The following is a 12,810-nucleotide window of genomic DNA, read 5'->3' as shown; positions in this document are numbered from 1 at the left end:
GGCGTTCCGACGGAAAGAACTCCGGAGGCCTCGACCTGAGTTCCGTCACCGCAGGCTGGGGTCCCGAGCGCCGGGCCGCACGCGCGCGCGTGCGGCCCGGTCCTGTCTCTGTGCGCATACTGGGGCGTACCGGAGGTGCGTAGTCGGGAGCAGTGCGTGACGGAAGCGGAGGACCACAAGCCGCTGTCGGACGAGGTCAGCGGCACGTTCGAGGCCGAGACGACATCCGAGTTCGCGATTCCCAGGGGGCTCGCCGTGCCGAGAGGCGGCGGCGAGCCGGAGACCACGTCCGAGTTCGCCGTGCCCCGAGGGCTGGACGTGCCGAAGCAGTCCGGCCCGGAGGCCGAGGGGTCGGCTTTCAGCCCGCCGCGCACCTACGGCCCGGGGCAGGCTCCGCCCGCGTTCACGCCGCCGGCCGGTGTCCCGGTGGTCAGCCTGACCAAGGACGTGCCCTGGCAGGACCGCATGCGCACGATGCTGCGCATGCCGGTGGCCGAGCGTCCGGCGCCGGAGCCGCCACCGAAGACCGAGGAGGGCGGTCCGGCCGTCCCGCGCGTGCTCGACCTGACCCTGCGCATCGGCGAGCTGCTGCTGGCGGGCGGCGAGGGCGCCGAGGACGTGGAGGCCGCGATGTTCGCGGTGTGCCGGTCCTACGGCCTGGACCGCTGCGAGCCGAACGTCACCTTCACCCTGCTGTCGATCTCGTACCAGCCGTCGCTGGTGGACGATCCGGTGACCGCGTCGCGCACGGTGCGCCGCAGGGCCACCGACTACACGCGGCTGGCGGCCGTGTTCCAGCTGGTGGACGACCTCAGCGATCCGGTGACGCACATCTCGCTGGAGGAGTCCTACCGGCGGCTCGCGGAGATCCGCCGCAACCGGCACCCGTACCCGACCTGGGTGCTCACGGCGGCGAGCGGGCTGCTGGCGGGGGCGGCCTCCGTGCTGGTCGGCGGCGGGGCGCTGGTGTTCGTGGCGGCCGCGATCGGGGCGATGCTCGGCGACCGGCTGGCGTGGCTGTGCGCGGGCCGGGGGCTGCCGGAGTTCTACCAGTTCACGGTCGCCGCGATGCCGCCGGCCGCGATCGGCGTCGCGCTGACGGTGGCCCACGTGGACGTGAAGGCGTCCGCGGTCATCACCGGCGGGCTGTTCGCGCTGCTGCCCGGACGGGCGCTGGTGGCGGGCGTGCAGGACGGCCTGACCGGCTTCTACATCACCGCCTCCGCGCGCCTGCTGGAGGTCATGTACCTCTTCGTCGGCATCGTCGTCGGGGTGCTGGTCGTCCTGTACTTCGGCGTGAACCTGGGCGCCAAGCTCAACCCCGACGCCGCCCTGAGCATCGAGGAGCGGCCGCTGTGGCAGCTGACCGCGTCGATGCTGCTGTCGCTGACGTTCGCGGTGCTGCTGCAGCAGGAGCGGTCCACCGTGCTCGCCGTGACCCTGAACGGCGGGGTCGCCTGGTCGGTGTACGGCGCGATGCACTACGCCGGCGGTCTGTCCCCGGTCGCCTCCACGGCCGCCGCGGCCGGGCTGGTGGGGCTGTTCGGGCAGCTGCTGTCGCGGTACCGGTTCGCCTCTGCGCTGCCGTACACGACCGCCGCGATCGGGCCGCTGCTGCCGGGGTCGGCGACGTACTTCGGGCTGCTGTCGATCGCGCAGAACGACGTGAACAAGGGGCTGGTGTCGCTGGCCACGGCGGCCTCGCTGGCCATGGCCATCGCCATCGGGGTCAATCTCGGGTCGGAGATCTCCCGGCTGTTCCTGCGGATCGGGTCCGCGGAGAAGCGGCGGGCCGCGAAGCGGACCCGGGGCTTCTAGGCGCCGCCGGGTCCGGCCGCGTTCTCCTAGTAACCGCCGTTGTAGGGGTACTGCTGCTGGTCCCGCTGGTCGCCGTACGGCTGCTGGGGCGGGTAGGTCTGCTGCGGGTACGGCTGGGCGTAGGGCTGCCGGCCGTAGTCCTGACCGTAGTCCTGGCCGTAGTCCTGCTGGTACGGCTGCTGCTGCCCGTAGTCCTGCTGGTACGGCTGGTCCTGGTACGGCTGCTGCTGGGCCTGCTGCTGCCGGTCCGCCGTCGGCGGGACGCGGCGCAGCTGGGTGGTCGCGTCGTCCATCAGCGGGGGCTGGGGCTGCTGCTGGGCGGCGGGCTCGGGCCGGGCGTTCTTGTTCTTGGAGCGGGCGCGCAGGAACTCGATGATGATCGGGACCACCGAGACGAGGACGATCAGGATGAGGATCGCCTCGATGTTCTTGTGGACGAAGCCCACGTTGCCGAGCCAGGAGCCCAGCAGCGTCACGCCGGCGCCCCACATGACGCCGCCGATGACGTTGAACGTGATGAACGAGCGGTAACGCATGCCGCTGACGCCCGCGATGATCGGCGTGAACGTCCGCACGATCGGCACGAACCGGGCCAGCACCAGCGACTTGGCGCCGTACTTCTCGAAGAACTCGTGCGCCTTGGTGACGTTCTCCTGCTTGAACAGGCGGGAGTCCGGTCGGGTGAAGAGGGACGGGCCGACCTTCTTGCCGAAGAGGTAGCCCGCCTGGTCGCCGAGCACCGCGGCGAGGCAGATCAGCGCGACGGCCGCCCACAGCGGGAAGTCCAGGGTGCCCGCGGTGATCAGCAGACCGCAGGTGAACAGCAGCGAGTCGCCGGGCAGGAAGAACCCGATGAGCAGGCCCGACTCCGCGAAGACGATGAGGAGCAGGCCCCAGATGCCGAACGAGTTGAGCAGATAGTTCGGATCCAGCCAGTTCGGGCCGAGGGCCAGCGTCGTCACGGTTCCGGGCTCCTGAGGGGTGGGCGGGTACGGCATCCTTGCGCGGCCGCACAAAGCTATCAACGCAATGTGTCCGCCCCGGGTTCCACCGGTGCCTCCAGGATGCCCTGTACGACAGCCGGTACCAAGCCGTGGGCCCGCGGGGCGACTCCGTCCGGATGCCGGAGCCGCCGCTCAGCGGGCCGGAGCCCTGGGTCACCGGGCGCCGCCGGTCACCGGGCGCCGCGGTCGGCGTTCGCGGTGATCGCCTCCCTGAGGTGCTCGGCGAGTCCCGGCCGCATGGCGTCGTAGAACGCCTTGAACCGCTCGTCGGCGACGTACATGTCACCCAGGCAGCGGTGCATGTCGTACGGGCACTCGTAGAACCAGCGGGAGATGTGCCGGCGGTGCTCCTCGGCCAGGTCCATGGCCGCCTCACCGGTGGCGGGTTCGCCGGAGGCCATGAGGGCGGTGTAGCGCTCGCTCCAGTCGTCGACCTCGGCCTGCAGCCGTTTCCAGTCCTGCTTGGTGTAGCGGGCGGCCCGGCGCTGCGACTCGGCGTACTGCGCGGTGCCGCCCCAGCGTGCCTCCGCCTCCTCGGCGTACTGCTCGGGGTCCTTGTCCCCGAAGACCTCGAACCGTTCCTCGGGGGTGAGGTGGATGCCCATCGTGCGTGCCTCCATGGCGTGCTCCACGGCCGCGGCCATCTTCTGCAGCCTCTCGATCCGGGCGGTCAGCAGTTCGTGCTGCCGGCGCAGGTGCGCGCGCGGGTCGCCTCTGCCGGTGGCCAGGTCGTCGAGCAGGACCGCGACCTCGTCGAGCGGGAAGCCGAGCTCCCGGTAGAACAGGATCTGCTGGAGCCGGTCGAGGTCGGCGTCGCTGTAGCGCCGGTGGCCCGCTCGGCTGCGTCCGCTCGGGGCGAGCAGGCCGATGTCGTCGTAGTGGTGCAGGGTGCGCACCGTGACGCCGGCGAAGCCCGCGACCTGTCCCACGGAGTAGCTCACCGCTTCCGCTCCCTTCTCGGTACGCCTCCACCGTGCGGCCTCACGCCACGTGAGGTGCAAGTCGGTTCTCCCGTCCTCCCGGACGCGGCGCCCGTTCCGCCCCGCCGTGCTTCCGCCGCCGCGCCCGTCCGGTCTGCATATGGTGATCCGGCGGTTCCCAACTCGCTGTGCGGGGGCGCGCCCACGCGCCTCCGGTCGTCCGACCCGACTGTCTGGAGACACTCCCATGCCGCTCCACCGAGGTCCCGGCAAGCCCGACGAGCGTCCGATGTCCGTCAACCCCTTCTACGGGGAGGCCAACCCGGTCGGCGGCATGACGGACGCCCCGCCCCGGCACCGGCTGCCGGACACCCCGATGGCGCCGTCGACGGCGTACCAGCTGGTGCACGACGAGCTGATGCTGGACGGCAACGCGCGGCTGAACCTGGCCACCTTCGTCACCACCTGGATGGAGCCGCAGGCCGGCGTGCTGATGTCGGACTGCCGGGACAAGAACATGATCGACAAGGACGAGTACCCGCGCACCGCCGAGCTGGAGCGGCGCTGTGTGGCGATGCTCGCCGACCTGTGGAACGCGCCCGATCCGTCGGCGGCCGTGGGCTGTTCGACGACCGGGTCGAGCGAGGCGTGCATGCTGGCCGGGATGGCGCTCAAGCGGCGCTGGACCCGGCGCAACGCCGACCGCTACCCCTCGCGGGACGCCCGCCCCAACCTCGTCATGGGCGTCAACGTCCAGGTCTGCTGGGACAAGTTCTGCAACTTCTGGGAGGTGGAGGCGCGTCAGGTGCCCATGGACGGCGACCGCTTCCACATCGACCCGCAGGCCGCGGCGGAGCTGTGCGACGAGAACACCATCGGGGTCGTCGGCATCCTGGGCTCCACCTTCGACGGGTCCTACGAGCCGATCGCCGACCTGTGCTCCGCGCTCGACGACCTCCAGGAGCGCACCGGCCTCGACATCCCGGTGCACGTCGACGGCGCGTCGGGCGCCATGATCGCGCCCTTCCTCGACGAGGACCTGGTGTGGGACTTCCGCCTGCCGCGCGTGGCGTCCATCAACACCTCCGGGCACAAGTACGGCCTGGTCTACCCGGGCGTCGGCTGGGCGCTGTGGCGCGACAAGGAGGCGCTCCCGGACGAACTCGTCTTCCACGTCAACTACCTGGGCGGCGACATGCCCACCTTCGCCCTGAACTTCTCCCGCCCCGGCGCCCAGGTGGCCGCGCAGTACTACACGTTCCTGCGGCTGGGCCGCGAGGGGTTCCGGGCGGTGCAGCAGACCACCCGGGACGTGGCCCGGAGCATCGCCGAGCGGGTGGACGCGCTCGGCGACTTCCAGTTGCTGACCCGGGGCGACCAGCTGCCCGTCTTCGCCTTCACCACGGCCCCGGACGTCGAGGCATTCGACGTCTTCGACGTCTCCCGGCGGCTGCGCGAGCGCGGCTGGCTGGTGCCGGCGTACACCTTCCCGCCGAACCGCGAGGACCTGTCCGTGCTGCGGATCGTGTGCCGCAACGGTTTCTCCGCCGACCTCGCCGACCTGTTCATGGAGGACCTGACCCGGCTGCTGCCGGAACTGCGGCGGCAGCAGCGCCCGCTGACCCGGGACAAGCAGGCGGCCACCGGGTTCCATCACTAGGCCCCGTTCCCGTCCCGGGGTCTCAGTCTCCGGCGAGGGCGACCAGCTCGAACGCCGTCCTGCCGTCCAGCGACTCGCGGATGATGTCGGCGTGGCCGGCGTGCCGGGCCGTCTCGCGGATCAGGTGCAGGCACAGCCAGCGCATCGAGACGCGGCCCTCCGGCGGGAACCAGGGCTCGTCCGGCAGCGGGAAGGTGTCGTCGAGGCTGGGGACGGACCGGATGAACGCCTCCGTCTCGGCGGCGACCTTCTCCCAGTACGCGAGCTGCGACTCGACCGTCTCGCCGTCGGCGAGCCGGAAGGACTCGTCCCAGTCGGACGGGTCGCGCGGCACCGCGGGCGGCTCCTGCCGGGCCATGGCCAGCCAGCCCTGCTCGACCTCGGCGACGTGCTTGACCAGCCCGCCCAGGGTCAGCTCGCTGGCGCTGGGCCGGGCGGACGCCTGCTCGTCCGTCAGGCCGAGCACCGCCCGCCGGATCCCGCCGCGCTGCTCGGCCAGGAAGGCCAGGAGCGCCCCTCGCTCGTCGCCCCGCGTCTCGGCTCGCACGTGAGTGACCATGACCGCCGCCTTTCGTCGGTGCCGGGGACTTTCCCCTGACACCGACGAAGCTACGGGCCCTTGCGGTCAGGTTCTGTCCGCAAGGGCCCGTGGGAGAGGGGGCGCCGGGAGAGGGCTCAGAACGGGAACCGGCTGCGCCCGTGCTGCACCGAGATCCACTTCAGCGTGGTGAAGGCGTCCAGGGTCGTCTCGCCGTTGAGCCGGCCGATGCCCGAGTTCTTCTCGCCGCCGAAGGGGACGAGCGGCTCGTCGTGCACGGTGCCGTCGTTCACGTGGAACATGCCGGTGTCGATCTGCTTGGCGAAGGCCACGCCCCGCTCGACGTCACCGGTGTGCACGGCGCCGCTCAGGCCGTACGGCGTGTCGTTGACGATGCGCACCGCCTCCTCCTCGCCGTCGAAGGGGATGAGGAAGGCGATGGGCCCGAAGACCTCCTGCCGGAGCAGGGCCGAGTCGAGGGGTACGTCGAGCAGGACGGCCGGGGCGACCAGGTTGCCCGTGGTCGTGCCGTGCCACCAGGCCGTCGCGCCCTCCTGGATCGCCTGCGCCACGACCGCCGACAGAGCCTCCGCCTGGGAGGAGTTGATCACCGGGCCGATGACGGTCTCCGGGTCGCGCGGGTCGCCGACCTTGAGGGTCTTGACCTTGGCGACGAACTTCTCGGTGAAGTCCTCGTAGATCGAACGGTCGACCAGCACCCGGTTGGCGGCCATGCAGACCTGGCCCTGGTGGACGTACCGGCTGAAGACGGCGGCGTCGACCGCGTAGTCGAGGTCGGCGTCGTCGAGGACCACGATGGCGCTGTTGCCGCCGAGTTCGAGGACCGTGCGCTTGAACTGCGCGGCGCAGACGGTGGCCACGTGGCGGCCGACCTGGTCGGAGCCGGTGAAGGAGATGACCTTGGGGATCGGGTGCTCGATGAAGGCGTCGCCGATCTCCGCGATATCGGTGATGACGACGTTGAGCAGGCCGGCCGGCAGGCCCGCGTCCTCGAAGATCTTCGCGATCAGGGAGCCGCCGACGATCGGGGTGTTCTGGTGCGGCTTGAGCACCACGCCGTTGCCGAGCGCGAGGGCCGGCGCGACCGACTTGAGGGACAGCAGGAACGGGAAGTTGAAGGGGCTGATCACGCCCACGACGCCGACCGGCTCCCGGTAGAGGCGGTTCTCCTTGCCGTCGACCGGCGAGGGGAGGATCTTGCCCTCGGGGCGCAGCGCCAGGTGGACCGACTCGCGCAGGAACTCCTTGGCGAGGTGCAGTTCGAAGCCGGCCTTCAGGTGGGTGCCGCCGAGCTCGGCGATGATCATCTCGGTGATCTCCTGCCGGCGTTCCTCGATCAGCGCGAGCGCCTTCTCGAAGACCGCGCGGCGCGCGTACGGGTTGGTCGCGGCCCACTGCTTCTGGGCGCGGGCCGCCGCCCGGTACGCCTCGTCGACCTCGTCGACCGTGGCTATCGTGATCGACGCGAGCTTCTCGCCGTCGTACGGGTTGAAGTCGATGATGTCCCAGGAGCCGGTTCCCGGACGCCACTCACCGTCGATGTACTGCTGAGCCAGGTCGTTGAAGCTGGACGACATGTGATCCCTCAATCACTAGCAGACACCAGATCTTCGACAGATCTGTATCACGGTCTGATCACGCGTCATCGTACTTATGTCTCAAGAGAGTTGGAGGAGACCCCGGAGAAGATCACGGCTCTCGTCGGGTCCGGGACTGTCCTGCTGGAGCTCTTTGAGGGCCCTTTCGTACTGGATGACGTCCTCGTTCTTGTCCAGGTAGAGCGCGCTGGTGAGCTGCTCGAGGTAGACCACGTCCGACAGGTCCGACTCGGGGAAGGACAGGATCGTGAACGCGCCGCTCTCGCCCGAGTGACCGCCGAAGCCGAACGGCATGATCTGCAGCCGCACGTTGGGCTGTTCGGAGATCTCGATCAGGTGCTGCAGCTGACCACGCATCACCTCGCGGTCGCCGTAGGGGCGGCGCAGGGCCGCCTCGTCGAGCACGACGTGGAACTCGGGGGCGTTCTCGGCGACCAGGTACTTCTGCCGCTCCAGGCGCAGCGCCACCCGCTTCTCGATGTCGGCCTCGCTCGCGCCCCGCATGCCGCGTCCGACGACCGCCCGGGCGTACGCCTCGGTCTGCAGCAGCCCGTGCACGAACTGCACCTCGTAGGCGCGGATCAGGGACGCCGCGCCCTCCAGCCCCACGTAGGTGGGGAACCAGCTCGGCAGCACGTCCGAGTAACTGTGCCACCAGCCCGCGACGTTGGCCTCCCGGGCCAGGGAGAGCAGCGAGGTGCGCTCCGCCTCGTCCGTGATGCCGTACAGCGTCAGCAGGTCTTCGACGTCCCTCGTCTTGAAGCTCACCCGGCCCAACTCCATCCGGCTGATCTTCGACTCCGATGCGCGGATCGAGTACCCCGCCTGCTCCCGCGTTATCCCCCTGGATTCACGCAGCCGCCTGAGTTGCGAGCCGAGCAGCATGCGCCGCACCACCGATCCGGGCTCTCCCGCGCTCACTTTCGCCAGCCTCCCCAACCGTGTTCAGGGGCCGCAGTCTGCCACTAAATCACTCCGAGCAGTACTCGTCCGATTACGGAGACGGAAGGAACCAAGAGATTCTGCGCAGGAAGGAGGAAGGTTGTGGCAAGGGAAGGGAGGGAAGGTGACGGAAAAAATGCCCAGTAAGCGGTACGTGGACATCCAATTCGGTCACGTGCACGTGCATCTGCCCTTGCATCTGCCATGCGCATCCGAAAGCATGGACTCGCGCCACCGCTGCATCGCAACGACCGCGAATTACCGGGAGTGCCTCGCATGGGGACGAATGGATCGACCATGCTCGAGCCGTTACGGCAGGGCCTTCCGCCGCTGGATCCCGCGGCCGCGTCCGACGCCGCCTCCTGCGCCCTGCCCGCCCGCTACGAAGCGGTGCGCGAGGCACGGCGGTTCACCCGCGCGACACTCGACCAATGGGGCGCCGGTGACCGTTACGACGACGTCTGCCTGGTGGTCTCGGAACTGGTGACCAACGCCCTCCGGCACGCGCTGCCGGAGGGGGCGGGAGCAAGGCCTGGCGCGGGTGCGGCATGCGCGGCGGGCGCGGCGGGCGCGACGGGACAGCACGCGCCGGTGCGGCTGCACCTGATGCGGTGGTCCGGGCGGCTGGTGTGCGCGGTGCGCGACCTCAGCGACGGCACCCCGGTGGCCGGCAGCGCGGACGACTTCTCCGCGGAGTCGGGCCGCGGGCTGCTCCTCGTCGACTCCTTCGCCGACGGCTGGGGCTGGCATCCGCTGACGGGCGCGTTCGGCGGCAAGGTCGTCTGGGCGCTGTTCATGCTGTCGCCGGCACCACACAGGGCACCCGCGACACCGGCGGCACCCACGACACCCGCGACACCCGTGGCACCGGCGGCACCCGCCGTGCCGGCGGCGCGGCGCATGACGGACCGGGGCGTCTTCTGACGCCGCGGTTCTGCGCGCGCGGCGGAGGGTGACGCTCCGATCACTGTGAGTGGCACCGGTTGGCGCCGGGGCGCAGCGGGCGTGAGCGGGTCGCCGCGGGCAGTGCGGGCAGTGCGGGCGCCGTGGGATCCCGTGGTGGTCAGCCCACGATCAGGTGGTCGAACTCTCCGTCCTTGACGCCGAGCAGCATCGCCTCGATCTCCGCGCGCGTGTAGACGAGCGCGGGCCCTTCGGGGAAGCGCGAGTTGCGCACGGCCACGTCGCCGCCGGGCAACCGCGCGAACTCCACACAGGAGCCCTGCGAGTTGCTGTGCCGGCTCTTCTGCCAGGCCACCCCGTCCAGCTGTGTGGCCGCCATGCCGTTGTACACGTCCTGGTCCACAGGTTGCTCCTGGTGGTGCCGTGGCCTTTGAGGCCGAAGATGCAGTGGTCAACTGATCCGGATCATAGCTGCGTTCACGTGCACCTGCGCGAGCAGATGCACGTGCACGAGGGGTGCTGCTGCGGTTACAGGTGCGCCCGGCGCACGGTGGTCCCCCTGATCCAGCGCGCCGTCCGGGGTTCGCATCACCTGCGGTCTCGGTCCCGCCCGTGACCTGTCCCGTCGTGCGTGCGGGTCGTCGGGGCCCGCACTGCGCGCGCACCCGCGTTCCTCGTGTACTAGCAAGAGACGCTCACCGGGGCCTTACTGTTCCAGCGACCGCGTGACGGGTTCGCGGAACCGCGTGACGGGTTCACGGGACCGCGTGACGGGTTCACGGGACCGCTCGAAACAGCGGGGAGACCCGGGGAGAGGCCGGGAGACGCCAGGAATCCCGGCCTCCGGGGAATCTCACAGCCGCTCCCCGTGGCGGGGGCGGCCTGCCCTGGTAGCTTGCTGCGGGCGTTCGGGCCAACCCGCTACAGCTTGGAGCTTGCAGTGACTTCGGCGATCTTCTCGCGCTTCCCGCGTTCGTCGCGCACGGTGTCACGCCGGCCGGTACGGATCGCGGCAGCGGCCGCGGGGCTGGTGGGCGTGCTCACGCTGACCGCGTGCGGCGGCGACGGCGACTCCTCGGACGGCTCCTCGTCCGGTTCGGGCGCGTCCGCCACGGCCACCGCCGACACCGGAGGCGGCAGCGGCGGGACGACGGCCACGTCCGACGAACTGCAGGGCAGCTGGCTGGCCACGACCGGCGGCAAGGCCGTGGCACTGGTGGTCAACGGCCGGCAGGCAGGGCTGTTCTCGACCGGCGGAACGGTGTGCAGCGGCACCGCGGGCAAGGAGTCCGGCGCGCGGACGATCCGGCTCACCTGCACGGACGGCAGCAAGGACCGGGCGACGGGGACGGTCGACTCCGTCAACAAGACGTCACTGACGATCACCTGGTCGGGTGGTCTCGGACCGGAGACGTACACCAAGTCGGAGGGCGGCACGCTGCCTTCGGGGCTGCCGACGGCGACTCTCGGGTCGTAGGGCAGCCGGGCAACCGGCTCCTGATCCGGCGGGCTCGTGGGTGATGATCCTCGGACGCGATCACCGGCGTCACGCCGCCCCGAAGCACGTCACGCCCCAGAGCACCGAAGGACCCACATGCGCGCCACCTCGATCACCGTCGCCGCTCTCGCCGCGGCCCTGCTGCTGACCGCCTGCGACGACGGCGGGAGCGACGGCGGCGACAAGGGCACCCCGAAGACCGGCGGCGCCTGCACGCTCGACGGCCTCGGCGTGCAGGTCGCCGCCAGCCCCGCCCCGACCGCCGGGGACACCGGCAACGTCACCGTCACGCTCACCAACCGCGGCACCGAGTGCACCCTGACCGGCCTGCCCGGCGTCGACCTGCACGCCGGGAGCAGTTCCGCCGCAGTACCGGCCGACCAGGCCGCCGAGGGGCAGAAACTGACCCTCGCCAAGGGCACGACCGCCTCGTTCACCCTCACCTACGTGCGCGGCGAGGCGGGCGGCGCCAAGAGCCTGCCGGTGAAGACCGCGACCTTCACCCTCCCCGGCTCCTCCGCCGACCACAGTTTCACCTGGTCGTACGGCGATGTCGCCGTCAAGGGCGACGCGGGCGCGCCGGACGCCTCGGTGACCGGTTTCCAGCAGACCGGGGACTGACGGCAGTCCGGCGACTGACAGCGGTCCGGAGGCTGACGGGCCGGCGACTCACGTACCGCCTCACGGCAGCCGCGGCCGGTCCGCCACGCGCGCCCGGTCCGCGGCCTCGGTGCCCTCCGTCCAGCCGGCCACGTCGCCGACTCCGCGCAGCCGGGTCGTGGTCGTCTCCGGGAACATCCGGTCCAGCCGGTCGCCGACCGCGACCTCGCGCGAGGCGAGGACGGGGAGCAGGTCGTCGGTCACCTGGGTCCCGGCGGCCGCCGCGAGGCGGGTGCCCATGCGGTGGGCGTAGGCCGCGAGGAATGACTGGCGGAAGGTCTTGGTGCGTTTGCGGCCGCCCCTGCGCTGGGCCGCCTCCGCCGTCGTCATCGCCGACTGGGCCTGCACCAGCAGCGAGGTGAACAGCAGCTCGACCGCCTCCAGGTCGGCCTCGAAGCCGACCACGGTGGAGAAGCCGAACGCCTCGTTCCACACGGCACGGCAGTGGTTGGCCGTGGCGACCGCGTCCAGCAGCACCGCCTTGGCCTGCTCGTACGGCGGCTCGACACCGACGCGGCAGGCGCCGGGGGCGTCCCCGGCGGGCGCCGCCGCCGACAGCAGCGCCTCGTCGATGCTGTAGCGGGCCGTGAGCTCCTGCGCCTTGGCGGTGAGCGCTTCGGCCTCCTCCGGAAAGGCCGTCGCCTCCGCCTTGGCGAGCAGCGCGCGGACGCGCGCGAGCATGCGGGACTCCGGCCGGGACTGCCGGGCGGCGGGCTCCCGCTCGTCGAGCGGTTCGAGCGCGGGCAGGCGCAGCAGCAGGCGGTACAGCTGCAGGAGCGCGGTGGCGTGCGAGAAGCGGTCGGTGCGGGGCGGAGGGCGGAGGACGCCGCCCGGCCCGGCGGCGTCGGCGGCGCCGACCGCTTCGGCTGCTTCGGCGGCTTCGGCGGCCAGGTCCTCCAACTGCGCGGCCCAACGCGGACCGCGCGGGCGGTCGTCCGGCGCCTGCGCGCGGATCAGGGACGACACCAGGCGTACGTGGACGTCGTCCAGTTCGCGGCGCACGATCCGCACGACGTCGGCGGGCTGCCACCCGCGCTGCCAGGCCGCCGCGACGAACTCCCGTCCCCGGCGTTCGAGTTCGGGGTCCGCCGCGGGGTCGGCGGCGAGCACCGACGCGCCCGTGTCGAGGGCGGTGTCGCTGTCGTCGTACAGGGCGGCCCGGAAGGCGCGGTCGACGGTGCCGGTGGTCGTGCTGCTCACCCCACGATCCTGACACGCCCCACTGACAGGCCCACCGCCCCCACCGCC

At 71.3% G+C, this 12,810-nt stretch carries 12 protein-coding genes; 5 read left to right on the top strand and 7 right to left on the bottom strand.

The features are described 5' to 3' along the window. Window positions 1-156: 156 nt before the first annotated feature. Window positions 157-1,818, top strand: a complete 1,662-nt coding sequence (locus VKA29_RS08045; RefSeq protein ID WP_324784532.1) for a threonine/serine ThrE exporter family protein — start codon at window positions 157-159, stop codon at window positions 1,816-1,818. 26 nt (window positions 1,819-1,844) lie between these two features. On the opposite strand, the gene VKA29_RS08040 is transcribed toward VKA29_RS08045, so the two are convergent. Together VKA29_RS08040 and VKA29_RS08035 are read right to left on the bottom strand one after the other, a co-directional pair. Further along, on the bottom strand, window positions 1,845-2,780 hold the full coding sequence (locus VKA29_RS08040) for a DedA family protein (protein WP_324784531.1): 936 nt from the start codon (window positions 2,778-2,780) through the stop codon (window positions 1,845-1,847). 212 nt (window positions 2,781-2,992) lie between these two features. Beyond that, window positions 2,993-3,763 carry a MerR family transcriptional regulator gene (locus VKA29_RS08035; protein ID WP_324784530.1) on the bottom strand — a complete coding sequence of 257 codons (771 nt, stop codon included), beginning with the start codon at window positions 3,761-3,763 and terminating at the stop codon, window positions 2,993-2,995. 226 nt (window positions 3,764-3,989) lie between these two features. On the opposite strand from VKA29_RS08035, the gene VKA29_RS08030 reads away from it, so the two are divergent. Further along, window positions 3,990-5,402, top strand: coding sequence for a glutamate decarboxylase (locus tag VKA29_RS08030; protein ID WP_324784529.1), 1,413 nt, complete (start codon window positions 3,990-3,992; stop codon window positions 5,400-5,402). 22 nt (window positions 5,403-5,424) lie between these two features. Here the strand turns inward: VKA29_RS08030 and VKA29_RS08025 are convergent, their stop codons facing one another. The 3 genes from VKA29_RS08025 to VKA29_RS08015 form a co-directional block, all read right to left on the bottom strand. Continuing rightward, window positions 5,425-5,961, bottom strand: a complete 537-nt coding sequence (locus VKA29_RS08025) for a DinB family protein (protein ID WP_324784528.1) — start codon at window positions 5,959-5,961, stop codon at window positions 5,425-5,427. A gap of 116 nt (window positions 5,962-6,077) precedes the next feature. Further along, window positions 6,078-7,538, bottom strand: coding sequence for an aldehyde dehydrogenase family protein (locus VKA29_RS08020; protein ID WP_324784526.1), 1,461 nt, complete (start codon window positions 7,536-7,538; stop codon window positions 6,078-6,080). Between the two features lie 81 nt (window positions 7,539-7,619). Further along, complete coding sequence (locus VKA29_RS08015; RefSeq protein WP_324784535.1) at window positions 7,620-8,444, bottom strand: helix-turn-helix transcriptional regulator; 825 nt, start codon at window positions 8,442-8,444, stop codon at window positions 7,620-7,622. A 354-nt stretch (window positions 8,445-8,798) separates the two neighbouring features. Here VKA29_RS08015 and VKA29_RS08010 point away from each other — a divergent pair, with 354 nt between their 5' ends. Beyond that, window positions 8,799-9,425 (top strand): ATP-binding protein, encoded by a 627-nt coding sequence (locus VKA29_RS08010; RefSeq protein WP_420718457.1) that lies wholly within the window; start codon window positions 8,799-8,801, stop codon window positions 9,423-9,425. A gap of 139 nt (window positions 9,426-9,564) precedes the next feature. Here VKA29_RS08010 and VKA29_RS08005 read toward each other — a convergent pair whose 3' ends face one another. Continuing rightward, on the bottom strand, window positions 9,565-9,783 hold the full coding sequence (locus VKA29_RS08005) for a DUF397 domain-containing protein (protein WP_324784534.1): 219 nt from the start codon (window positions 9,781-9,783) through the stop codon (window positions 9,565-9,567). 561 nt (window positions 9,784-10,344) lie between these two features. Here VKA29_RS08005 and VKA29_RS08000 point away from each other — a divergent pair. Together VKA29_RS08000 and VKA29_RS07995 are read left to right on the top strand one after the other, a co-directional pair. After that, on the top strand, window positions 10,345-10,881 hold the full coding sequence (locus VKA29_RS08000) for a hypothetical protein (RefSeq protein ID WP_324784524.1): 537 nt from the start codon (window positions 10,345-10,347) through the stop codon (window positions 10,879-10,881). 117 nt (window positions 10,882-10,998) lie between these two features. Continuing rightward, the gene (locus VKA29_RS07995; protein ID WP_324784523.1) at window positions 10,999-11,523 is read left to right on the top strand and encodes a DUF4232 domain-containing protein; all 525 of its coding nucleotides are present in this window, start codon (window positions 10,999-11,001) and stop codon (window positions 11,521-11,523) included. A 60-nt stretch (window positions 11,524-11,583) separates the two neighbouring features. Here VKA29_RS07995 and VKA29_RS07990 read toward each other — a convergent pair whose 3' ends face one another. Further along, window positions 11,584-12,762, bottom strand: a complete 1,179-nt coding sequence (locus VKA29_RS07990; RefSeq protein ID WP_324784522.1) for a DUF2786 domain-containing protein — start codon at window positions 12,760-12,762, stop codon at window positions 11,584-11,586. Window positions 12,763-12,810 lie beyond the last annotated feature (48 nt).

The organism is Streptomyces sp. H51 (assembly GCF_035656535.1).
GTDB lineage: Bacteria > Actinomycetota > Actinomycetes > Streptomycetales > Streptomycetaceae > Streptomyces.
The sequence above is the reverse complement of the archived record's forward strand: the minus strand, read 5'-3'. Positions and strand labels throughout refer to the sequence as shown.